The organism is Bacillus sp. 3255, from assembly GCF_031456485.1.
Classification (GTDB): domain Bacteria; phylum Bacillota; class Bacilli; order Paenibacillales; family NBRC-103111; genus Paenibacillus_E.
In genome coordinates, this window is sequence record NZ_JAVDUS010000012.1 from 99438 (window position 1) to 124324 (window position 24887).

The 24887-nt window shown below is 53.4% G+C and carries 18 protein-coding genes; all 18 read left to right on the top strand.

Annotated features, from left to right (window positions below; genetic code table 11):
* The first annotated feature begins 105 nt into the window (after positions 1–105).
* The 18 genes from J2X61_RS18845 to J2X61_RS18930 all read left to right on the top strand — a co-directional run bounded on the left by J2X61_RS18845 (position 106) and on the right by J2X61_RS18930 (position 24854).
* Complete coding sequence (locus J2X61_RS18845; protein WP_310189760.1) at positions 106–2415, top strand: AraC family transcriptional regulator; 2310 nt, start codon at positions 106–108, stop codon at positions 2413–2415.
* 211 nt (positions 2416–2626) lie between these two features.
* Positions 2627–3613 (top strand): ABC transporter permease, encoded by a 987-nt coding sequence (locus J2X61_RS18850; protein WP_274469615.1) that lies wholly within the window; start codon positions 2627–2629, stop codon positions 3611–3613.
* Position 3614: 1 nt separating this feature from the next.
* Entirely contained in the window at positions 3615–4493 is an 879-nt protein-coding gene (locus tag J2X61_RS18855; protein ID WP_274469614.1) for a carbohydrate ABC transporter permease, read from the top strand.
* Between the two features lie 138 nt (positions 4494–4631).
* A complete protein-coding gene (locus J2X61_RS18860; RefSeq protein WP_310189765.1) occupies positions 4632–6167 on the top strand; it encodes an extracellular solute-binding protein in 1536 nt (511 codons plus the stop codon).
* A 196-nt stretch (positions 6168–6363) separates the two neighbouring features.
* Positions 6364–7623, top strand: coding sequence for an alpha-L-fucosidase (locus tag J2X61_RS18865; RefSeq protein ID WP_310189768.1), 1260 nt, complete (start codon positions 6364–6366; stop codon positions 7621–7623).
* Between the two features lie 74 nt (positions 7624–7697).
* Positions 7698–11609: a polysaccharide lyase family 8 super-sandwich domain-containing protein gene (locus J2X61_RS18870; RefSeq protein WP_310189771.1), complete on the top strand. Its 3912-nt coding sequence runs from the start codon at positions 7698–7700 to the stop codon at positions 11607–11609.
* A gap of 131 nt (positions 11610–11740) precedes the next feature.
* Positions 11741–12640: an SMP-30/gluconolactonase/LRE family protein gene (locus tag J2X61_RS18875; protein WP_274469610.1), complete on the top strand. Its 900-nt coding sequence runs from the start codon at positions 11741–11743 to the stop codon at positions 12638–12640.
* An 18-nt stretch (positions 12641–12658) separates the two neighbouring features.
* Positions 12659–13468 carry an MBL fold metallo-hydrolase gene (locus tag J2X61_RS18880; protein ID WP_274469608.1) on the top strand — a complete coding sequence of 270 codons (810 nt, stop codon included), beginning with the start codon at positions 12659–12661 and terminating at the stop codon, positions 13466–13468.
* Positions 13469–13631: 163 nt separating this feature from the next.
* The gene (locus tag J2X61_RS18885) at positions 13632–14492 is read left to right on the top strand and encodes an AraC family transcriptional regulator (RefSeq protein ID WP_274469606.1); all 861 of its coding nucleotides are present in this window, start codon (positions 13632–13634) and stop codon (positions 14490–14492) included.
* Between the two features lie 1577 nt (positions 14493–16069).
* On the top strand, positions 16070–18031 hold the full coding sequence (locus J2X61_RS18890; RefSeq protein WP_310189775.1) for an ABC transporter substrate-binding protein: 1962 nt from the start codon (positions 16070–16072) through the stop codon (positions 18029–18031).
* A 100-nt stretch (positions 18032–18131) separates the two neighbouring features.
* Positions 18132–19130, top strand: a complete 999-nt coding sequence (locus J2X61_RS18895; RefSeq protein WP_274469604.1) for an ABC transporter permease — start codon at positions 18132–18134, stop codon at positions 19128–19130.
* Complete coding sequence (locus J2X61_RS18900; RefSeq protein WP_274469603.1) at positions 19127–20287, top strand: ABC transporter permease; 1161 nt, start codon at positions 19127–19129, stop codon at positions 20285–20287. Before J2X61_RS18895 ends, J2X61_RS18900 begins: the two co-directional genes overlap by 4 nt.
* Positions 20288–20299: 12 nt before the next feature.
* The gene (locus J2X61_RS18905) at positions 20300–21328 is read left to right on the top strand and encodes an ABC transporter ATP-binding protein (RefSeq protein WP_274469602.1); all 1029 of its coding nucleotides are present in this window, start codon (positions 20300–20302) and stop codon (positions 21326–21328) included.
* On the top strand, positions 21325–22359 hold the full coding sequence (locus J2X61_RS18910; RefSeq protein ID WP_274469600.1) for an ABC transporter ATP-binding protein: 1035 nt from the start codon (positions 21325–21327) through the stop codon (positions 22357–22359). Before J2X61_RS18905 ends, J2X61_RS18910 begins: the two co-directional genes overlap by 4 nt.
* The gene (locus tag J2X61_RS18915; RefSeq protein WP_274469599.1) at positions 22356–22754 is read left to right on the top strand and encodes a hypothetical protein; all 399 of its coding nucleotides are present in this window, start codon (positions 22356–22358) and stop codon (positions 22752–22754) included. The genes J2X61_RS18910 and J2X61_RS18915 overlap by 4 nt, the downstream gene beginning before the upstream one ends.
* Positions 22738–23193, top strand: coding sequence for a hypothetical protein (locus tag J2X61_RS18920; protein ID WP_310189779.1), 456 nt, complete (start codon positions 22738–22740; stop codon positions 23191–23193). Before J2X61_RS18915 ends, J2X61_RS18920 begins: the two co-directional genes overlap by 17 nt.
* Before the next feature lie 27 nt (positions 23194–23220).
* A complete protein-coding gene (locus J2X61_RS18925; RefSeq protein ID WP_274469597.1) occupies positions 23221–24042 on the top strand; it encodes a sugar phosphate isomerase/epimerase family protein in 822 nt (273 codons plus the stop codon).
* Between the two features lie 53 nt (positions 24043–24095).
* Positions 24096–24854, top strand: coding sequence for a DeoR/GlpR family DNA-binding transcription regulator (locus J2X61_RS18930; protein WP_274470860.1), 759 nt, complete (start codon positions 24096–24098; stop codon positions 24852–24854).
* Positions 24855–24887 lie beyond the last annotated feature (33 nt).

A 24887-nucleotide genomic window follows, 5' to 3' on the forward strand; every position in this document is an offset into this window, starting at 1 on the left:
AACCCGGAGGAGGGCTGTCTCACGTAGACAGTCTTCTTCTTTTTTCTTGCTTAAATCCCTGTCTCCGTATAAAATGCTCAGTAATCTGCTTATGAGGTGTACATCATGCGCAACCTGCTCGAGCGTTTTTGGAAACGCTTTTTTCAGCGAAAAACGTTTTTTCGCAACATGGTCATCCTTTCTTTGTTCGCTACGGTCGTTCCGGTGCTGGCTGTCGGTACCGGCAGCTATTTATTCTCCGCGGCGGCTGTTCAGCGGGAAGTGAACCAATCCAATGTCCGCATCCTTAATAACGTATCCTCGAGTATGGATGCAACGCTGGACCGAATTCAGAACAATGCCATCCAAATGCTGCTGGGCAGCTTCTTCAGCTCGAATCTCACTGAGTTGAAGAATACGAATTACTCAGGCTTCTATTCGAGCATCTCGCGGGAGCTGTCCGCCCTGCAGAGCGGCAATCAAGAGGTCAGCGACGTGGCGATGTACGTGCCTGACGAAGGCTATTTGATTTCTTCTTTCTATGGCGGACGCAAAATCGAGGGCGAAGGGGACCGGGCGGCGCTAAGCAAGGAACTCGAGTCCGAGGATCAGATCAAGTGGGTCACCGGACCTTATCCGAATGTCCCCGGTTATAACCAAAGCGGCGTTACCTTGATCAGCAAAGTGCCGCTGCTTGCCCAGAAGCCTACAGGACTTCTATTCATACGGATTGACGAAGCGTTGTTCAGAAATATGATGGACCGCTTCATCAGCTATGACGGGGAGCAAATGTATATTCTGAACGCGCAAGGAGCGCTCGTGACTTCAAGCACCGGGAGCACGGTTCCGGACGGCTTATTGGAGCTTGTCGCGCATAACCGTGCGGAGCCGCGATTCGCCTATAGCAGCAATAGCACGGATTACATGGTAACGCCGATCACGTCTTCATACAATAAGTGGCAGTATATTAATCTCGTTCCGCTCCAAGAGCTGAATGCCAAATCCAATGGAATTGCGCTCATCACCCTTATCATCGTCGGGATTTGCTTATTGCTAGGCTCGCTCTTTGCCTTCTGGGGGACAAGACGGGTATATCGTCCTATACAGAATTTGGTTTCTCAGGTCAAAGGCGAGCACGGCCAGGACATCGATACCGACGAAGTCGGGTTTATGCACCGGAGGTGGATGGAGCTGAGCAGTGAAGCCAGCGAGCTCCAGCAGCAATTAAGCGATCAAGCGCCGGTGATTCGTGAGATTTTCGCTTTGCAGCTGCTGCAAGGAAGGTTCCTTCATTACTCCGGAGAGCAGCTGGAGAGCATGCTGCACAGATATGAAGTGCCGGTCGGGATGGACAACTGTATTTTCGTGCTTGCCTTCGATCTGCAGCCGGAACGGCAATCGCGTTTCCAGGAAAGCGATCATAACCTAATCGTCTTCGCCGTGAAAAATATTATTGACGATTTGCTAAGAGCTCATCAGCGCAAGGGGATCATCATGAACCTGCTCAATGACCAGGTAGCCGTTTGGCTGTTCGGCGAACAGGAGTCCGTGGAGGATAGGGAGACGGACATCAAATCGTTCGTCGAGCGGCTTCGCGGCCTCGTATCCGACTATTTGCGGCTGCCGGTGACAATCGGGATGAGCGGTCAGAGCGATCTCATCGCGGATGTGCCGGAGCTGTACGAGGAAGCGGTTCGCGCGGTCAGCTCCAGAATCATTGTCGGCGACAATCAGGTCATTGTGCATGCCGGCGGCAGCGAATCGGAGCACCATTACCGCTATCCGATCGAAATCGAATCGCATTTCGAGAATTCCCTGCAGCTCGGCCGGCAGGACGAGGCGGAGCGGATGCTGGACGAGTTCGCCAAATCCATGCAGGGAGGCACGCACAAGCCTGAACTCATTCAAATTTCCTATTACCGGCTGCTCACGGCCGCCATACGAACCGCCTATGTGCTTGGATTGGATTCAGCAAGCCTGTTTGGAGAAGGGGAAGAAGCTCCGTATGCGCAAATTCGTAAATTCAGCACGATCCGCGAGCTCAACCAGTGGTTCAAGGAGCAGTTGGTTGCTCCGGTTACCGCTTACGTGCATGGCAAGCACAATCATGAGCATGAACAGATTATTCATAAAGTCGTCCAGTATATGGAAGATAATTATCATTTCGATCTGTCCCTCGACCAGTGCGCGCAAATTTGCGGGCTAAGCCCGCACTACCTCAGCAAGCTGTTCAAAAAGACGATGGACGTGTCCTTCATCGAATATTTAACGAAGCTGCGTATTGAACGATCCATTGAGCTGCTTCGAACGTCCGAGCTTTCCGTTGCCGATATTGCCGGGAAGGTCGGATATCAGACCAAGAATTTCATCCGGGTGTTTAAAAAGATGACAGGCGTCACGCCAGGACAATTCCGCGGCACCGATACCGCTGATTAGCGTGCCCATTTTTTGTTCCGCAGCCTAATTACTTAGGCAAGAAAAGTGTATTAAGCAGGGAGGAGCCCCGTTTCATCGGGGTTCCTCTTTTTTTGGCATGGGACGGGCTCGGACGCAAGAATTGGTCATTGTTCACGGAATCCCCGTCATGTACGATCACTTCAGGAGCAAGGCAGCCAGATGCCAATGACATGAAGAGGGGTGAAGAGTTATGCTGCATAGCCGAATGGAGCGGATCCGTTCAGGGGATCAAGCTCATGGCAACCAAGAAGAACGCGCTGCAATAACTTGGGCGGGAGAATGGAAGACCGCGCTCCGGCGCGATAAATATTTGTATATGATGGCGGCGCCGGGATTGCTGTTTTTCCTCATCTTTAAGTATTTTCCGCTGTGGGGATTGCTGCTTGCCTTCCAAAATTATTCGCCTTATTTAGGGTTTTGGGACAGCGAGTGGGTGGGATTCAAATATTTCCACGAGTTTTTTACGAATCCTGATTTTATGCTGCTGTTTCGCAATACGATGGCGATCTCGCTGCTCAATATCGTATTCTTCTTCCCGGTTCCGATTATCGTAGCTCTTCTGCTTAATGAGGTGCGGAGCCTGCTGTTCAAAAAAATCGTGCAAACGGTCGTGTACCTGCCGCATTTTCTTTCGTGGGTCATTATCGTCGGGATCTGCTTTCTGATCTTCGGTCAAGCGAGCGGAGTGATTAACCAACTGATCGTTCAGTTCGGCGGCGAGAAGATCGAATTTCTGACGGAGCCGAATTTGTTCTGGGGCATGCTTACGGCTCAGAGTATATGGAAGGAAGCGGGTTGGGGAACGATCATCTTCCTCGCAGCACTGGCCGGCATCCATTCAGAGCTGTATGAAGCTGCACAAATCGACGGGGCCAACCGGTGGCAGCAAATGCGCAATGTCACGCTTCCCGGCATACGGGGTACCATTATCGTGCTGCTCATTCTTCGCCTCGGCCAGGTAATGGACGTAGGCTTCGAGCAAATTTACTTGATGAGCAGCGGACCTGTTGCGCATTTGGCGGATGTGTTCGACACTTATGCGTACCGTGTGGGCATTCAGCAGGGAAGATTCGGTTATGCGACGGTGGCCGGGCTATTCAAATCGGTCGTAGGGCTTATTCTTGTCGTATCCGCCAACAAAGTGGCCAAAAAATTCGGAGAGGAGGGGCTGTACTAATATGCATAAAAGCTTAGGATCTTCCGTGTTTAATGTGCTTAACTATGCCTTGTTAGCATTGATCGGACTTGCCACCCTGCTGCCGTTCCTGTACGTCGTCATCATCTCGTTTACGGACCCGTCCGAATACTTGGCGAAACCTCTTGTTTTGATTCCTGAAACGTGGAGCTTATCTGCTTATGAATTCATTTTCTCGACCAATGCCTTTATGAAGGCGATGGGGATCAGCGGGTTTTTGGCAGTGGCCGGGACCGTATTAAGCCTGATCGTGACTAGCGCGCTAGCTTATGTGCTGTCCAGAAAACGGTTGAAGGGGAAGAAGTTTTTCCTCGTCGCCATCCTGATGACCATGCTCTTTAATCCGGGGATGATCCCGAATTATTTGCTCGTAGACCGTCTTGGGTTGATGGATTCGGTGTGGGCGCTCATTCTGCCCGCGTTAACGAGTGCATGGTATGTCTTTCTGATGAAAAATTTCTATCAAGACATTCCGGACGAATTGGAGGAAGCCGCCAAAATCGACGGTTGCTCCGACTTCGGCGTATTCGTCCGCATCATGCTGCCGATCTCGGTTTCCGCGCTTGCGGCATTCGGTTTATTTTATGCTGTCGGGTATTGGAACACGTATTTCAGCGGAGTGCTCTACATTAACCGCGATGCGCTCCGGCCGCTGCAGGTGCTGCTCCAAATGATGCTGATCTCCGCTTCGCAGATGGGCGATCCGTCTGTGGCCGCCATGATCGAAAGCGAACGCACCGTGCCGCCGCAAGTGATCAAAATGGCCGCTGTCGTCGTATCGTCGCTGCCGATTGTCATCGTGTATCCATTCCTTCAAAAATATTTCGTCAAAGGCATGATGGTCGGCTCCGTCAAAGGCTAGATTCATAAGCGGACCGCTGCCGTTAACGTCTAACGAACGATTGAAAGGGGGGATGCGCGTTTCCACGTTCTGCTGAACACAGAGTTTTCCTGCACAGACAGTCATGATAGGATTAGATGATTAACGGGAGGTCATTCTATGCAAACAATGGTTAAAAAATGGACAGTCATCATGACGGCCGCAGCGCTGTCAACAGCTTTGGCCGCTTGCGGCAATGCGTCAACGGGGACGCCGCAAGCCGCGAACTCGGGCGGCGGCAAGCCTGCCGCTCCGACGGATATTTCGATAACGACGCTGGCCTTCTCCGCCGCTCCGACGGGCGAGCTGGAAGCAGTTAAGAAACTGAATGAGAAATTCAATATCAATCTGAAAATTAACTGGATCCCTTCGGCGCAAATTACGGAGAAATTGAACGCCCTTCTTGCCTCCCGCGATTTGCCCGATGCGCTATTCGTCGAAGATTTCAACTATACGCCGGCGTTCCTGAACGCGATCGATCAGGGGGCATTCTGGGATCTGACGCCTTATATCAAAAATTACCCGAACTTGGCCAAGTATCCTGAAAACGTGTACAAAAACGCATCCGTCAAAGGCAAGCTGTATTCGGTTCCGCGTGTCAGACCGCTTGACGGCCATGAGGCTGTGCTGATTCGGAAAGATTGGCTCGATACCCTGGGCATGCAGCCGCCAAAGACGATGGATGAGCTGGCCGCCGTGCTCGAAGCCTTCGCGAAGAAAGATCCCGACGGCAACGGCAAAGCGGATACGTACGGCGCCGTACTGGCAGGCTCGCCGGGCCCGGCAAGCTACTTGCTGTCCATGTTCGGTGCGGGCACCAAGTGGAAGGAAGAGAACGGCTCGCTGATCCCGTATTGGTGGACACCGCAAGCCAAGGATGCGCTTGTGTACTGGAATAAAGCATTCAAGACCGGCGGCATTATGCCCGACTTCCCCGTACTGAAAACGGCGCAGTTCAAGGATATGCTCGTCGCCGGGAAAGCGGGTCTGGCCATCGCGAACGTCGTCGATGCGTATAAATATAACGTGGAGCTGCAGAAGGCGAATCCGAAGGCGAACCTGATTGCCGTAGAGCTTCCGAAGGCGCCGGACGGCAAAGCCTATTATGAGCAGGCGAGCGGCTTCTACGGACAGTTCCTGATCAATAAAAAATCGGTGGACGAAGCCAAGCTGAAAAAAATACTTGAGCTTTATGACTATACGGCATCGGTTGAGGGGTATAATCTGGCCGTCTACGGCACTCAAGACGTTGACTACAAAGTGAAGTCCGACGGCTTCGTCGAGCAAACCGAAGAAGGCAAGAAAAAAGGATATTCAGGCGATACGACCGGTCAATGGGTAACGGGGTACTTCGATAAATATTTGCGGGCGAAAATGTCCGGCATTCCAAGCGACATCTATGAGGCGAATAAAAAGGTCGTCGATGCCATCTCCTCGATTCCGGATCCGACCTATGGACTGTCGAAGACGGCGCCGTTCCAAGAGAAAGGCGCGGATTGGGATAAGAAGCTGAACGACATGCTTGTGAACGTCATCATCGGCAAAAATTCATTGGACGATTGGGATAAATTCGTCAAATCGTTCATGGACGACCCTAGCTTCCAACAGCATGTCAAAGAGACCAACGAAGCGTATCAGCAAAAAATGAAGAAATAAGACCGGCCCGTGTACATAGCCCGCACAACCTTGGTGAATCGGGCTATGTACGCCATAGCTTTTTCTTGCTTCGTCGGCTTTTTTTATGAATGGGCTATCTCTGGATACGTTGTCGCCATGCAAGAAATGATGATTGCCTGCGATGAACGCTCTCTATTATGCTAAGAAAGCAAGTTGAATAGAAAGGAAGGATGACATGCAGACTTCTTCTAAGCCCGTTCCCACGACCAAACAGCTTGCGTATCAAGATTGGGAATTCGGGCTATTTGTGCATTTCGGACTGCGAACCTTCTATGAAGGGTATGTCGATTTCGACGAAAGGCCGATGTCGCTCTCCGCTTTCCAGCCGAACGGTCTGGATTGCGAGCAGTGGATTCGGACCGCCAAGGAGGCGGGGATGAACTATGCGGTGCTGACCGCCAAGCATCATGACGGCTTCTCGAATTGGCCGACGAAGTATTCCGAATTTTCGGTGGCGGGGACGCCGTGGGAGGACGGGCAGGGCGATGTCGTGCGGCAATTCGTGGATGCCTGCCGCAAGTACGATGTGAAGCCCGGCTTATATTATTCGCCTTTCGACGGTTCGGCGAATTTCTATACGCAGGATGCGAAGGCGTATGACGACTATTTCGTGAACCAGATTACAGAGCTGTTAACGGACTATGGCGAAATCGATATTCTCTGGTTCGACGGCTGCGGCTCCGAAGGTCATGAATACGACTGGCCGCGCATCATCGGTGAAATTCGCCGTATGCAGCCGAATGTATTGATTTTCAATATGGGAGACCCGGATTTCCGGTGGGTCGGCAATGAGGACGGCATTGCGCCGATTCCGTGCTGGAACGTCGTCGATTCCACGGAATTCTCGATTCTGAGTGAGCACAAAGAAAGCTTGAACGAACAGCTGTGGCTGCCGGCCGAGTGTGATGTGCAGCTGCGGGCCAACTGGTTCTACAGCGATGCCGACGAGCATTTGGTGAAAAGCGTTGAAGAGCTGATGGGGTTGTACTACCATTCCGTAGGACGCGGTGCGAATCTGCTGCTCAATATCGGACCGGATCGGAACGGAAGACTGCCGGTTAAGGACACGCAGCGGGTATTGGAATTCGGGGCGGAGATCCGCCGGCGATTCGATCGTCCTGTCGGTACGCTGGCGCAGTGCAGCCGAATGGACAATACGTGGATCTATGTGCCAGAAGAGCCTCATTTGCTCGATCATGTGGTTCTTCAAGAAGATTTGGCGGATGGCGAGAAAGTGAGAAGGTTCACGATTACGATCATGACGAAAAAGACCGGCAAGCCTGTGACCGTGTATGAAGGACGGCATATCGGGCATAAAGCCATCATTCCCATCCCGGCCGTCTATGTCAGCGGCGTCCAAGTTCAAATTACGGAAAGCGACGGAGAGCCGGTACTGCGGGACTTGCTCTTGTATCATTGCGGGCCATCCAACTGACGGCCCCTCTTAGCGGCTAATCACCGTAAACGGTTGTCAACTCTTGAAAATATATCGACGAGGTGAGTGTACGTATGCCAAGAATGAGCAAGCTGTTATCTCTCAGCATCGTTTCGAGTCTGTTGGTTTCCTTCGTACCTTTTTATGAAAGCGCTTATCCGAAAGCGCAGGCAGCTGCCGTGAATCTCCTGAACAATGGAAGTTTTGAACAAACGACAACGACGCTGGACGCGAACTGGAACGGTGTCACGACTCCCGCACCGGTCGGGTGGGGCTTATGGATTCCGACGGGGAGCGGGAAAGCGCCGAATCAAACGGTGCGGGTGTCCTTGGACTCAACCATTTATCATGAAGGGAGCAAATCGATTTTGTTTGACGCTTTCGCAACAAGCAGGGTCTCTGTCAACCAGAGCGTCCTCACGGTTACGCCAGGCAAGTCTTACAGACTGAAGGTGTGGGTGAAAACCGAGAACGTTACGGGAACCGGTGCGTATTTCCGAACGCAGTATTACAACACGAGCAAAGTAGGTGACGGTCCGGCATCCGCCAAGCTGCTTGGGACCAAAGACTGGACCATGCAGCAGGTGTTCATGACGATTCCGAGCAATGTAACGAAGCTGGTAGTCGAGCCCTTCCTCGAAACTGGCAAAGGAAAAGTATGGTTTGATGATATGAGTTTGGAGGAATATAACGGGATAACAGGAATTACACTGGATCAAACGGCATTCTCCATGGCGCAGGGGTCCTCCGTGACGCTCAGCCCGGCTGTCGTCCCGGCGAGCGCGCCGGACAAGACGGTTGTCTGGAGCTCGTCGAACCCGAGCGTGGCCACCGTGGACGCTAGCGGCAGCGTAACGGGTGTCGGGCTCGGCTCCGCGACGATCACGGTTGCGACGCCGGACGGCACAATCCAGGCCAGCAGCATCGTCAGCGTGGAGTCTCCGGAACTGTTCGCTGCTTATGCGCAGATGCGGGCCAAATGGTTGACCAAATTGACGGGCGGCACCGAATATGATCCCGCCGATCCGGATATCGCAGCCAATTTGGCGAAGATGGCGGGCAGTGTGACGAACAGCGAGGCGACAGGCTTCTGGGATACGCTGAATAAAGAGGCAAACCGGACGTACGTGTGGAGCGACCTAACCAGCACGACGGACTCGGCGCAAGTGTCGACGGCGTACGGCAGGCTGAGGACGATGGCGCTTGCTTATACGCTGCAAGGCTCAAGCCTATATCATAACGAAGCGCTGAAGAGCGACATCCTGAGTACGCTCGATTGGATGAACGCGAACCGTTACAACGAAACGAAAACCGAGTACGGCAACTGGTGGGATTGGGAGATCGGCGCACCGCAAATTATGAATGATATCCTGGTGCTGATGTACGAGGATTTGACGCCTACGCAGATTGCGAAGCATATGAAAGCGATCGACCGTTTCGTGCCGGATCCGAAGAAGCGCACGCTCAACAATGTCGTGGAGACAGGCGCCAATCTGCTGGATAAGGCTTTGGTCGTGACGATGCGGGGAATTATAGGCAATAACAGCGCCAAGATTATGCAGGGACGCGATCCGATTGGTCCGGAATTCGTGTATACGACGCAGGGCGATGGCGTGTACACCGACGGCTCCCTGGTGCAGCACGCGAATATCGCATATACGGCGGGCTATGGTGCGGTGTGGTTAAGCCGTGCGGCTGACATGACCTACGTGCTGGGCGGCTCTCCGTGGCCGGTAACCGATCCCAATGTGCTGAATGTGTACAATTGGGTATCCGATACGTTCGAGCCGGTCATCTACAAAGGGCTGTATATGGATATGGTGAACGGACGGGGCATTTCCCGGCAAGCGTCGGGCAGCGCCAGAAGCACGATTACGACGCTGCTGCGTCTGGCCGAAGGAGCCCCTGCGGATGTCGCCTTGGCTATCAAGCGAATGGCGAAAGAGTGGATCTTGACCGATACCACGTATGCCAACTATGTGGAAGGACTGCCAATCTATGAATTGACGCTGGTGAAACAGCTGATGAGCGACGCCTCGGTTGAACGCCGTGGGGAGCTGCAGCGGAATCAAGTGTTTGCAGGCATGGACCGGGTCGTTCACCTGCGCGATGGCTACGGCTTCGGACTCAGCATGTTCTCCAACCGGATTTCCGCCTTTGAGAAGGGCAACAACGAGAACCTCAAAGGCTGGTACACCGGCATCGGGATGACGTTCCTCTACGATCAGGATCTTAATCAGTACCGGAGCGATTTCTGGCCGACCGTGGATTCGTTCCGGCTCCCGGGGACAACGACGGACGGGTCCGGCAAGGGCGTGACGCCGGGTGAGTGGACTTCGTACATGAATACGAAAAATTGGGTCGGCGGCTCCTCGCTGGACGGGCTTTACGGTGCGGCGGGCATGGACTTCTCCCTGAGTAAAGTGACGGGAAGCAGTCTCCAGGGCAAAAAATCGTGGTTCATGTTCGACGATGAAATCGTCGCGCTGGGTGCGGGCATCTCGAAAGAAGCGGGGGGCGCTGCGCCTGTGGAGACGGTCATCGATAACCGGAAGCTGAACGATGCCGGTGATAATGCGCTGACGGTTAACGGCACCAAACTGCCAAACGCGCCGGGCTGGTCGGACACGCTGAATCATGTCAACTGGGCGCACTTGGAAGGCAACCTGCCGGGCGCTGATATCGGCTATTATTTCCCGGATTCGCCGAGCTTGTCCGGTTTGCGCGAAGCAAGAACGGGCAGCTGGAAACAAATTAACAGCGGCCAATCGGATACGCCGGTAACGCGCAATTATTTGAGCCTTGCCTTTGAACACGGTCAAGCTCCTTCCAATGCTTCATATGCGTATGTGATGCTGCCGCATAAAGATGCTGCCGCCACTGCAGCGTACAGCGCTTCGCCGAACGTAGAAATTTTGAGCAATACGGCGGATGTGCACGCCGTTCTAGAGAAGCAGCTTGGCATAACGGCGGCCAATTTCTGGAATGCCGGTTCCGTCGGAGAACTGACCGCCCACAGCCCGGCCTCCGTCATGGTGAAGGAATCCGCAACGGAGCTGACGATCGCGGTGTCCGATCCGACGCAAGTCCAAAGCGCGATTTCCCTCGAGCTCAACAAGCGGGGTTTGACGCTCTTGCGCGCAGACGATTCCATCACGATCAATCAAACATCGCCGGCGTTAAAGCTTAACGTTCAAGTGTCAGGCTCTTACGGCAAGACGCATGTCATCACCTTCGCGAAGGACGGCGCAGCGCCGGTGACGACCGCAGACGCTCCATCCGGTTGGCAGCGCACGGCGCAAACCGTTACGCTGACGGCCAGCGACTCCGGATCCGGCGTACAGCAAACGCTTTACAGCTTGAACGATGCGCCGTTCACCGAAGGCAGTTCCGTCACGATTGCCGGAGATGGCGTTCATGTGCTGCGCTACTACAGCGTAGATCAAGCTGGCAATCAAGAGGAAATCAAGACAGCGGAGATCAAGATCGACGCCTCGGCGCCGGCGGTCGTTCCGACCGTTACGATGGATGTCTATTGGACGGATGGCGGATCGCTGAACTTCGACGTCAAGGACGGAGTCAGCGGCATCGCCAGCGTTCAGGTGGAGCTGGATGGAGTCCCTGTCAGCCAACCTTATACGTACGAACCGCTTGCGCTCCGCATCGGTGACCATGTGGTTCAGGTGAAGGCGGCGGATGCTGCCGGGAACGAGAGCATTCAGACATTTGCGCTGCAAGTACGCATGGATGACGCTCATTTGGATGAAGCGGTGCAGTACGCCTACAGTCGAGGATGGATCGAGAACGAAGGCATCTATCGCAGCTTGCTCGCAAAAATTGAAGCTCTGCAGAAGCAATCTCAGGACGGACACGTCCAAGAGGCGATGAATGCCCTTGAGCACTTCGTCAGCGCTCAATCCGGTAAGAAAATTGATGCCAAATTCGCGGAGCACTTAAAGGAAGCTATTTCATTTCTGAAATCATAAAATAAGTAAAGGGCTTTCCTTCCTGCACTTGCAGGGCGGGGGAAGCCCTTTCTTTTTTTCATGGGCAGGCGTTCCTTCTTCTTCCATTTCTCCAGAGGACGGTTTACAATATTCGTAAGGAGTTGATGCGAATGAGTTCACCTCATGTGCGGCTGGTTCTCGATGCCAGAGCTGAATTAGGCGAAGGGCCTTGCTGGAATGAATTGGAGAAAGCGCTTTACTGGGTGGATATTATAGGTAAAAGGTTTTGCAAATTCGATCCGGCAACAGGCAGCAACGAAGAATTTCCCGTCGGTGAATACGTCGGTGCGGTTGTTTGCGCCGGACAGGGTGAGGTGATTCTAGCCACGCAATCCGGCTTTCAGTCCTACAGCATGGAACAACGCCGGCTCACGCCGATCGTCGACCCGGAATCGCATTTGCCGGAGAACCGGTTCAACGACGGGAAATGTGATGCGCGAGGGCGGTTCTGGGCCGGAACGATGGAAATCGTCGAGAAAGAAGCCAAGGGTTCCCTCTATGTGCTGGACGTGGACCGCAGCTTCCGCAAGGTTCACGAAGGCGTCGGCGTATCCAACGGAATCGCCTGGAGCCTTGACGGGAAAGAAATGTACTACGTGGATTCCATGAAAAAGCTGGTGCTCGCTTTCCAATTCGATCTGGAGCGCGGTGAAATCTCCGGCCCGAGAACGTTGATTGACTTTGCTGATGCCGGTGAGGAAGGGTTTCCGGACGGGATGACGATCGATGCGGAAGGGATGCTGTGGATCGCGCATTGGGACGGCTGGCAGGTATCGAGGTGGAACCCGCGTACCGGGGAGAAGCTGGACAGCATTCGGGTACCGGCGGCGAAGGCGTCTTCCTGTATATTCGGGGGAGAGGCTCTGGATACGCTGTATATCACGACAGCACGCAAGGACGTTCAAGACCATCTGGCGGGGGAGCAGCCTCATGCAGGCGGCATCTTCGCGGTGCAGCCCGGCGTGAAAGGCACGAGAACGTATACGTTCGGCTTGCACAACGAATTTTAACAATGAAGGAGCACCCATATGCAATTAAATTCCAATGAACTATTATCGATCCAATATATCGGACAAGTTGGCGTTATTTTGCGGAAAAACGACATCACGATCGCAGTCGATCCGTATTTGACGCATTCTGTCGATGCGCTTACCGGCCCTCCGGATCGGTTCTGGGTGCGAAGATACGCGCCTCCGGTCCAACCTGAGACGTTGACGGACGTGGATTTGGTCCTGATCACGCATGAGCATTTGGACCATATGGATCCAGGCACGCTGCTTGCGATCGCGGAGGCATCGCCGGCCTGCCGTTTCGGCGCCCCGAAATGCTGCATCTCTCAGCTTGAGGCGATTGGCATCGCGGCTGACCGGTTGAAGGCGCTCGGTGTGCAGGAGAGTTGGCCGTTTGCCGAAGGGCTGGACATCCAACCCATTCCTTCATGGCACGAAGAGCGCTTACAGGATGAAGACGGCTGGGATCAGTTTCTGGGCTACATGCTGACCTGGGATGAGCTGTGTATTTATCATGCGGGGGATACCCTCCTGACAGAAGGCTTGGTGCAAGCGTTGTCCGGCTTCCGGGTGGACGTGGGCTTCCTGCCGATTAACGGGCGGGATTTGTTCCGCAACCGGATTGGCGTCGTCGGCAATATGAACGCCTTGGAGGCGGCGGATTTGGCGGCTCATTTGAAGTTTGACACCGTTGTGCCCGTTCACTTCGACATGTATCCGAACAATAGCGAAGGCATTGCGGCGTTCGTCGATCGCTTGTACCAGAAGCACCTCGGGCAGAAATTCCATATTTTCCAGCCTGGAGAGACGTTCCTGTACCGGAAATAGCGGCCCAAACTTCGACACGTTCGGAGCCGGGTTTACAGCATTAGGACAATGTGACTATGCATATCTTCATCTAACGATTTTACATACGGTGTGATATTCTAAAGAGGCTGGTACGCTTGCAAACAGATGCTAACATGACCATTATGAATGGAGTGTTGTTCAGATGAAAATGTACCAATCCGTTGACTTCATCCAGCAAGCTGAGAAAATCGCGCTTTATAAGCTTCATCAACAGTCCAATGAGCCTGAGCATACGCATAATTTCATCGAGTTGGTCTACATTTGGCAAGGAGCCGGGTATCATCAAGTGAACGGGAAGTCTTTCGCCGTGCAGCGCGGGGACTTTTTGTTCATGAATGTCGGCGACCGGCACTCGTTCGAAATTCAGAAAAATATGCAGTACATGAACATTTTGTTCGACCCGGAATTTCTAAGCCATCACTTGCATTCGACTGAAACCGCTTCCCATTTTCTCCCGTTGAAGCTGTTTCAAGAATTCAAGGATTCGTTGGCTAATCCGTCGCCGCATGTCACCTTTCGGGGCAAGTGTATGCTTGAAGTGGAGCAGCTGCTCGAGACAATGTACATGGAATACTGCGGCAAAAAAAGCGGCTACCTGGCGATGCTTCACGGCTATGCGACTTTGCTGCTGACGCGGATGTTCCGCAGCATGCAGGACAATCTGCATAACTCGGAGCTGCGCACGGCGTATCATATGCTTCCGCAGTTGTTGTCCTACATCGAGGAGCATTACGCGGGCCATATCACGCTTAACGACTTAGCGCGGGAAAGCTTTTATTCGCCGTATTATTTGAGCAAAATGTTCAAGGAATGTCTGGGATTTACGTTCACGGAGTACGTCCATGACGTCAGACTCCGGGAAGCGAAGCGGATGCTGCTGGAGACCAAGGATTCGATCGAATCCATCGGGCGCAGCGTCGGGTATGAGGATAAAACGCAGTTTTTCAGGCTGTTCAAACAGTCCATCGGCATGACGCCGCAGCAGCTCAGGAAACAGATGTGAACCGAAGAACTTGAAGCGGCAGATTACCGCTGGGGATAAGCCTGCTCCGATTTGGAGCGGGCTTTTTGTGCTGTTTTGGGGATGTGGATGTGTAAAATCTGGAAAGTCATGGACATGGTCAGCCCGGCCCGGGCAGATGCGGAGTTAAGCTGAGATATGGGAGATTGGGCGAGAAGGAGCGGTATATGGGGAAGTGTAGATATATGGCATAGATGAGGAGATAAGTGGGGGAAGTGCAGGAATACGACATAGGTGTGGAGTTGAGAGGGGGTAAGCAGATATATCAAGCAGTCGATGAGAAGAGCGGGGAAAGTGCAGAGATATGACATAGATGATGCGACGTTAGGAGAGGAGTAAGAAACATGTAAGGAAGAGTACGAAGGAAGAGTACGAAGGCAGAGTAAGAAGAAAGAGTAAGAAGGAGGAACAAGAAGAGAGAAACAAGATGGGAGTAGCGAGTAAGGAGAAATAAGGAGGAATAAGGAAGAGTAAGGGAGAGGGAAGGAAGAGTAAGGAGGAGGAGGAGGAGGAGGAGGAAAGCGAGAGGGAGACGTCAGAGTGATGAGCCTAGATCGAAGAGGGAGCAAGAAGTCGGGTCACACAGAAAGTAAGTAACTGGAAAAAAGTAGCTATAGGTGGCGTAAGGCAACAGAAGCAACCGGTTGACAAGGCGATGGAGCCACTATCCCATTGAGTCAGGAAGCTATGCTGATTGAATAATGTCTTCTAAATTAACAATCCCCCTCAATTAGGAGAACTGAGCAGAAGGGATAGTGTCCAGAAGAAGAAGCGACACAGAGGCGAACTGAGCGAAAGGGATAATGGCCAGAAGAAAGCGGCGACACAGAGGTGAACTGAGCGGAAGGGATAATGGCCAGAAGAAAGCGGCGACACAGAGGCGAACTGAGCGGAAGGGATAATGGCCAGAAGAAGCAGCGACACAGAGGTGAACTGAGCGGAGGGGATAGTGTCCAGAAGAAGCGGCGACACAGAGGTGAACTGAGCGGAAGGGATAGTGTCCAGAAGAGGCGGCGACACAGAGGCGAACTGCGCAGTGGGGATAGTGTCCAGAAGAGGCGGCGACACAGAGGAGAACTGAGCAGAAGGGATAGTGTCCATAAGAAGGGGCGACATAGCAGCGAACCGAACGGAGGCAATAGCGCCATTAAGAGCAGTGCTGGGGAAGTGCAAGAAGGCGACATAGTTGCAGTTGTCCAAAGCAAAACAGTAACTTGAGCGAGCGGATTAGCCGGGAGTTTTTGACTTTGTGGTACTTTCTTTGTCTTTGTCTGATCTGCGCAGGCATGCACAGAATTAAGCGCAATTGTGCCTAAGCGAGTAGTGTACCAACCCGTGGATTTCAACGCGCAAACGGTGCCGAACAGGGCCTGATAGCGATTACATTTTATGCGCTAGAGGTGCTTTTGGGCTGATCTTGTCGAATGTTAGCAATGAGTAGTGAGATTGGTGAACATCGCGAATATTCAGAAAATTGGGTTGATTATTTGGCTGTTTCGCCATAACAATGAGGATGAGTCCACAAACTCAAAACTTTTGAGGAAATCGGAGGGTTGCAAATGAAGTCAAGGAGGAAGTCGATTATTTTACTCCTGGTTTCTGCACTCATGTTGACGCTTGTTCTTGGGGGTTGTACAGACAGCAGTCCTGCATCAACAACACCAGCGCCTGCGGCTACTGCTGAAGCAACGAAAGCGCCTGAACCAACCAAAGCGCCTGCCGGCGGAGGCGGAACGCAAGCTTTGCCGACGGAGTTTAAAGATTCACCGGTCTTGGCCTCCAAGGGTCTGCCTCCTGTCAAAGACCGTTTGCCTGGCGATTTCAAACTCACCAACGAAATTCCGGAAAGTCAAATGAAGTACGAAATCGGTACGTACGGCGGTGTTTTGAGAACGGTTACATCCGCGCCTAACTGGGATGCCGACGTGTTCGTCATGAACAACGAACCGCTGCTCAATACGCCGGGTATTCTCGGGGACCAAATTACGGGCAACGTACTGAAAGACTACAAAGTGAGCGACGACCAGAAAACGTTCACGTTCACGATGCGCAAAGGGATGAAATGGTCGGACGGCAAGCCGGTGACGACGGAAGATGTGCGCTTCACGGTAGAGGATATTTTGAACGATCCGGAATTGACACCGATCTTCCCGGTCTGGCTGCGTGGCGGCGGGGAAGCCGATGCGGCTCCGATGAAACTCGAAGTGGTCGACGAATATAACTTCAAGCTGATTTTTGACCGCCCGTACGGAGGTGTCTTGATTCGCTTCGCCATCCAAGGCTGGCGCGGTTATACGGAGCTCATTCGTCCCGCACATTACCTCAAGCAGTTCCACAAGAAATACACACCGCTGGATAAGCTTGAACCGCTGATCAAGGAAGCGGGCTTCCAGCCTGGCGAATGGTTCAACCTTTTCAACGACAAAGATATTACGAACTGGGAGCTGGCGAATAAGAAAGCCGTCGGATTCCCTGTCTTATACCCATGGATGATGACCAAGACGACCGAAACGTTAACGACTTACGAGCGCAACCCATACTACTTCAAAGTGGATTCCGCAGGCAACCAGCTGCCTTACATCGACAGCATCCAAAGCACACTCGTGCAGGATATCGAGATGGTTGGTCTGAAAACGATTTCCGGCGAAGTGGACTTCTCCCGGGAGTCGGCAGCTCTGATCAAAATGCCGCTTTACCGTGAAAACGAGAAAAACGGCTACAAAGCGCTGCTCGCCAACATGCACGTAACGCCGACCGATATTTTCATCAATCAAACGTTCAATGATCCGAACTGGCAAAAAGTCGTGCAGGATGTCCGCTTCCGCAAGGCGCTCAGCCTGGCGCTGAACCGCAAAGAGATCATCGATACCGTTTATTACGGCTTCGCGAAGCCGGGCGCCATCGAGGATCCGACTTTCGATCTCGCTGCAGCGAACAAACTGCTCGATGAGATGGGCCTTACCAAAGGGGCCGACGGCAAACGTCTCGGACCGGACGGCAAGGTGTTCACGATTCCGTTCGAGGTCGGTGCGCAAGCGCCGGATATCGTACCGCTGACACAGCTGATCGTTGAGATGTGGAAACAGCTCGGCCTGAACGTCACGATGAAAACGATCGACCAAACGCTCTGGACGACGCGAAATCAGAACAACGAGCTTCAAGCTACAATGATCTGGACGCATACGCCGCTCTGGTACATGGGCGACTGGGGTACGCAATACTGGGGAGCTCAATGGGATCTGTGGCGCACCTCCGGCGGGAAAAACGGTCAAGAGCCGCCGGCTAACGTGAAAGATCTGTACAAAATGATCAACGACGCCGCAGCTGCAAATCCGGAAGATGCCAAGAAGAAGGTTGCCGAAATCAAGCAAGTGATGAAAGACAATGTGTACTACTTCATTCCGATATCGGAAGTGAAGCAGCCTCTGATTGTCAACGCGAAGCTGCATAACATTCCGAATGACACGAGCTTCGCAATCGGCGCGAACTTCAGCGGCGAGCAGTTCTTCTTCGGGAAGTAAACAGGCGTGAATCAATGCGAGTCCGGAGGGCGGCATGCTGCTCGCTCCGGGCTCCATGGTTCGTTCGGAGACAGGGACCATTTTTGGAAGGAGGAATCACATGCTGAATTATATTTCCTACCGGCTTCTGCAGCTCATTCCGCTGCTAATTGCCATCAGCATTATCGTTTTCGTTATTATTCAGCTCCCCCCAGGGGATTTCCTGACGCAGTACATCGCTACACTGAAGCAATCAGGATCGGCGGTTTCCGAAAGTACGGTCATCAATTTGCAGCAGCTTTATGGGCTGGATAAGTCATTGATCGTTCAGTACATCATTTGGATGAAAAATATTTTGCTTCATGGCGACTTGGGGCGTTCCTTTCAGTGGAATCAACCGGTGACAGAGGTCATCGGTCCAAGATTGGCGTTGACAGTTATCATATCGCTCATTTGCCTGGTTTTCGTATGGCTGATTGCGATTCCGATCGGCATTTATTCGGCCACACACCAGTATTCGGCACTTGACTATGTGTTTACGTTTATAGGCTTCATCGGGCTCGCAATGCCCGGATTCCTGATTGCGCTTATCATTGTGTATTTCATCTTCGCACAGACCGGCGTATCCATTACCGGGTTATTCTCGGCACAGTACGTAGATGCCCCATGGAGTATGGACAAAGTATTGAATATGCTGCCAAGGCTTATTATTCCGGTTGTTGTGATCGGGATGTCCGGAACGGCATCACTCGTCAGAATAACGCGCGGTATGCTGCTGGATGAACTGTCGAAGCAGTATGTCATCACCGCCAGAGCCAAAGGGGTGCCGGAAGGCAAGCTGTTGTTCAAATATCCCGTCCGCCTGGCGATCAACCCATTGATCTCGACGATCGGCTGGACGCTGCCGGCGCTTATCTCAGGAGAAGCGATCGTCTCCATCGTGCTTAACTTGCAAACGACGGGCCCGATGCTGCTCAAGGCTTTGATGTTCCAGGATGTGTACTTGACGGGAAGCTTCCTGTTAATTCTTAGCGTGATGACGGTGATCGGGACGCTGCTGTCGGATATTCTGCTGGCGTTCGTCGACCCTAGAATTCGCTTCGGGGGTGTTGGGGAATGAGTGCCATAACGACGATTGCGAATCGGCTTCGCCGAACGAAAGCGAAGCGGGGAAGCAATATCGGAGCCGACAGCCAGTACGAGGTAGCTTCTCAGTGGCAGCTGATGTGGTGGAAATTCATCAAGCACAAAATGGCTGTTTTCTCAGCGATTGTGCTGATTCTGTTCTATTTGGTGGCGGTTTTCTGCGAGTTTCTGGCGCCGGCTCTTCAGGAGACGAGGTATTCCGATTATAAAAATGCCGCTCCGCAAAAAATTCATTTCGTCGATCCGAACACCGGCTTTCAGTTCAGGCCCTTCGTCTATGGCATGAGCGAGAAAGTCGATCCGAATACGTTTAAGCGGACGTTCTCCGAGGATCCGGCGAAGAAATTTGAGATTTTCTTTTTCAGTAAAGGCGAGCCGTATAAGCTGTGGGGACTTATTCCGATGGACCGTCACTTGTTTGGATTGAAGAATCCGAAGGATGCGCTCATCCTGATGGGAACGGATAAGCTGGGGCACGACCTGCTGTCCAGAATTATATACGGAGCTCGCATCTCGCTGTCGTTCGGACTTCTCGGCATCGTCGTGACGTTACTGCTGGGTCTGGTGCTTGGCGGCCTGTCCGGTTATTTGGGCGGCGTGACGGATACGGTTATCCAACGTACCATTGACCTTCTGATCTGTATTCCAACGATCCCGCTGTGGATGGCGCTGACAGCCGCCTTGCCGAGGGATTGGTCGGCGCTGCAAACGTACTTCGGTTTGATTCTCATCTTCTCCATCATCGGTTGGACGGGACTTGCTCGCGTCGTACGTGGGAAAATCCTCTCCCTGCGCGAGGAGGATTTCACCATGGCGGCGAGGCTCGCCGGAGCGAGCGATTTCCGCATCATTCGCAAGCATCTGCTGCCATCCTTCGCCAGCTACATCATTGTGAATGTGACGCTTTCGATTCCCGGTACGATTCTCGGCGAGACTGCCTTAAGCTTCCTCGGCATCGGCCTTCAGGCGCCAGTCGTCTCCTGGGGCGTGCTGCTGCAGGATGCCCAAAACCTGGAAACGCTGGCTCATCACCCATGGCTGCTATGGCCTGCGGCATTCATTATTGTAACCGTGTTAATGTTCAATTTCCTTGGGGACGGACTGCGCGATGCGGCGGATCCATACAAATAGGAGGCGGCGTGCATGCAGAAGCGGGATAACGTTATTTTGGAAATGAAGGATGTGAAAGTTCACTTCCATCTGGACGAAGGCGTGCTGAAGGCGGTGGACGGCGTCGATCTGCAGATCAAGCGCGGCATGACGCTCGGGATCGTCGGGGAAAGCGGCTGCGGCAAAAGCGTCACCTCGCAGGCGATGCTGCGCATTGTTCCTAAGCCCGGCGAAGTAGCGGGGGAAATCAATCTGCAGCGGAGCGGGGGGCAAGGCACGGTCGACTTGGTGAAGCTGGATCCGAGAGGCAAGGACATCCGGGATATCCGGGGCGACGAGATCGCGATGATTTTCCAGGAGCCGATGAAGGCGTTCTCTCCGATTCATACGATCGGCAATCAGATCATGGAAGCGATACTGCTGCATGTGACCGAAGATAAGCAAGAAGCGCACCGGTTAGCTTTGGACATTCTGCGGAAGGTGGGCATGTCCAATCCCGAGCAGCGCCTGAACGAATATCCGCACCAGCTCTCAGGCGGCATGCGCCAGCGGGCGATGATTGCCATGGCGCTGTCCTGCAACCCCTCGATTCTTATCGCGGACGAACCGACGACGGCGCTGGACGTGACCGTTCAGGCACAGGTGCTGCAGCTTATCAATGATTTGAAGGCGAATCACGATACGTCCGTCATATTCATTACGCATGACCTGGGAGTCATCGCGGAGATGTCGGACGAAGTGGCGGTGATGTACCTCGGCAAGGTCGTCGAGTATACAGACGTAGACTCTTTATTTCATAACCCGAAGCATCCGTATACGAAGGCGCTCCTGAATTCCATCCCTGCGGTCGGCAGGGAAAGCAAGAGGCTGGAATCGATCGAAGGTACCGTCCCGTTCCCGATGAATTTGCCGCAGGGCTGCGGCTTCTATACCCGCTGCAAAATGGCGGTGGACGGCGTATGCAACGTCGCCGACGTCCCGCTCGTCGAAGTGAGGAAGGATCATAAAGTACGTTGTTTATTGGTGGAAACGGAGCTTAAGGAAGCCGAGGTGGTCTCATGAGCATGCAATCTGTGCAGGCCGACGAACTCATACTTGACGTTCGCTATATGCGGAAGTATTTCCCGATTAAGAAAGGCTTTCTGCAAAAAACGGCCGGCTACGTCAAAGCTGTCGACGATGTCCAATTCTATATCCGTCCCGGCGAAACTTTCGGTCTGGTCGGTGAGTCCGGCTGCGGCAAAACGACACTCGGACGCTGCATCCTGCGGGCGATCGAGCCGACTTCCGGTTCGGTGCTTTTCCGGGACCGTCAGGGCCAGATGCAGGAGGTGCTGCAGCTCGGCAGTCAGGAATTAAGAGCGATCCGGCGGGATATGCAGCTTATTTTCCAAGATCCGTACTCCTCGCTCAACCCTCGGATGACGGTGTTGAACATTATTGCCGAGCCGCTCGTGTGCAATGGCATGGCCCACGGCGCGGAGCTGAAAGAGCGCGTAGCGGAGCTGATGGAGATGGTCGGCTTGAACAGCCGGCATCTCGAGCGGTATCCGCATGCATTCAGCGGCGGCCAGCGGCAGCGGATCGGGATTGCCCGGGCGCTCGCAACGAATCCGAAATTCATCGTCTGCGATGAAGCCGTATCGGCGCTCGACGTTTCCGTTCAAGCTCAAATCATCAACCTGCTGCAGGATCTGCAGGAGAAGCTGAACTTGTCCTATCTGTTTATTTCTCACGATTTGGGCGTTATTCAGCATATTTCGAACCGTGTCGGCGTGATGTATGTTGGCAAAATGGTCGAGACGGCCGCGACGCAGGATTTGTTCGCCAGTCCCAAGCATCCGTACACCGAAGCGCTGCTTTCGGCGAAGCCCGTACCGGATCCGCGCAAAAAGTCGAACCGGATTATTTTGCAGGGAGAGGTAGCCAATCCGGCGAACCCGCCCTCCGGCTGCTATTTCCATCCGAGATGCGCCTATGCCCAAGATATTTGCAAAAGCAAGGCGCCGGAGATGAAGCAGGTCGGGGACGGCCACTATGCAGCCTGCCATTTCGCCGGAGAGCTGGCGCTTAGGGGGGCAGCTTCGGTATGACGTATATTTTATTTCTGCTGCTCGTTTTCTTCGCAGCCTTAAGCCTCATTATGCTGGGCTCGCTCTGGTATATGCGCGTGCTGCTGGAGAAAATGGTCGGCGGCAAGCTGCGCGACCTGGAGACCCTGACGACAACGGGGACCGTTCCGGAAACGTGGTCGGCGAAGTATAACGAGCGCATGATTCATTATCAGAAGCTTGGCGATTTGGAGCAGGTGAACCGGATCAGCCGTATGGCGCAGAAGCGTTATTTGAACCGGATCGGCAAGCTGATCTCGTTCGTGAATAAATCGACGCTCGTCGAAAATGAGGAGTCGCGTAAAGCAACCTTGCGCATTCTGCAAAGAGTGGAAAGGGAATGGAGGGACGCTGACCCGTATGGATCCTTTTCTTGAAATAAAGCAGCCGGACGCTACGGCGGGCTACAAATCCGTCGGAATTACCGTCATCACAGCGGCGATTGGCGTTATCAATTGGTTTGAGCTGAGAGGCTTGCTGCTTGTTCTGCTTACTTTTTTCGGAGTGAAGCGCTCCTCCTGGCAGGGCATCGATAATTTCTCGTTTTTGTTCATGGGGGTCGTCTGGCTCGCGTATGTTTTCTACTGTCAGCATTATCTGAAGAAGAAAGCGGAAGCGAAGCAAGTGCTGCAAGCGTCGGCTATGCTGCTGGCCATCCAGCTCGGGCTATTGTTCGTCTGCAATCTGTTCTCCCATGTGCTGTTGAGCGTTCCGTTCGAGTCGTATATGCTGCTGTTTCTCATAGTGGAAGGGATTATGACGCTCCTGCTGGGTTGGTATTCCTTGCATGCGGCACGCCGCAGAGCCGTACGCTAAAAAAGAAGAGGAAGGTAGGTTTCGCGTATGGATATAGGTGTTGTTTCGCGCAGCTTCCCGCAATTAACGAACGAGGAGGTAGCGGCGCTGCTGGCCGAGCGCGGCTTCAAGTGGACGGAGCTGTGCTTCTCCCAGACGGATTCGAATTATTGGCGGTACAATGGAAGAAGCGATATTAGCGAGCTCTCGGATGCAAGAAGCCGGGACATCATAGAGACGTACCGCAAGCACGGTATCGAGGTCGCCTCGATCGGCGTGTTCACCAATTTGCTGGAAACGGATGAACGGGAAATGGAGGAGAATCTGCACTACTTCGAGCGGCATATGCAAATTGCGGCGAATAGCGGCGTGCCGGTTGTCGCGACGGAATGCGGCTTCATACCCGGGAAGCGGGGGATCCAAGCGGACTCGTATGAGCAGGACTTCGACCGTCTGAAGCAGCAGGTCGCCTGGCTTGGCGAGCGCGCCGGACATTATGGCATCAAGCTGGCGCTTGAGCCTTGTGTCCTCGACGTGGTGCCGAGCGCCAAGCGTACGGCCGATTTCCTTGCGCAGGTGGGATCCCCGCATGTGCAAGTGCTTCTCGATCCGGCGAACCTGATCGCCAACAGCTCGGAAGAGGAGATGTTCCGGTATTTGGGGCCGCATATCGCCTACTTCCACGGCAAGGATCGCAAAGTCAACGATACGTACGGTCGCTGTGTCGGCGACGGGGACATTGACTGGGGCAAGCTGCTGAATTTGTACCATGAGCAGACTGAAGGAATTCCATTTATTTTGGAGTATGTGAATATAAACAATTTCTGTGAAATCCGTGATCGGGTGATCGCGTTTGATCAAGCCCGCTAATTGCGTTTCGATTCGCCCGATCGGAATACTGAGGCTCAGGGGGGTGTTTGATGATGCTGGTCGCGGAAAGGGTTCAACACATTCTACGGCTGGTTAACGAGCGGGGAAGCATGCGCGTCACTGAACTCAGCCAAATATGCCGGGTTACCGAAGAGACGATCCGCCGGGATTTGGACCGGCTGGAGAGCGAGGGGAGATTGCTGCGCAGCTATGGCGGAGCGATCCGCCTGACGCCGCAGACGTCCGAAACGTCGTACCAGCTGCGCGAGACGGTGCATGTGACAGAGAAGCAGCGCATCTCGGGAGAGGCGGCCAAATATGTGGAGCCGAACGATCGCATCGTGCTGGACGCCAGTTCCACGACTTGGCATCTGGCGGCACAGCTGCCCGATATTCCACTCACCGTCATCACCAACTCCTTGAAGGTCGCTCTGGTTCTCAGCGAGAAGAAGAATGTGAGCGTCATCAGCACGGGGGGCATCCTTGTGCCTAATTCGCTTTCCTTCGTAGGACCGCTCACGGAGCAGGCTTTGGAGGAATATCACGTGAATAAAGCGTTCGTATCCTGCAAAGGTGTTCATATGGAACGCGGCATCTCCGAGTCGAACGAAATGCAGGCCAGAGTGAAGCGGAAAATGGTCGGCATGGCGGAGCAGGTCTACGTGCTCGCCGATTACAGCAAGTTCGATATGCAGGCTTTCACGATGATCGGCGCTTGGAGTCAAATCCATCATCTGATTACGGATGAGTTGACGCCGGCCGATCATGTCGCGCAGCTGCAGCGCAAGCTCATCAATGTCATCCAGGTTTGAGATGGCGCAATCCCCATGCAAAATGGCTGAAAC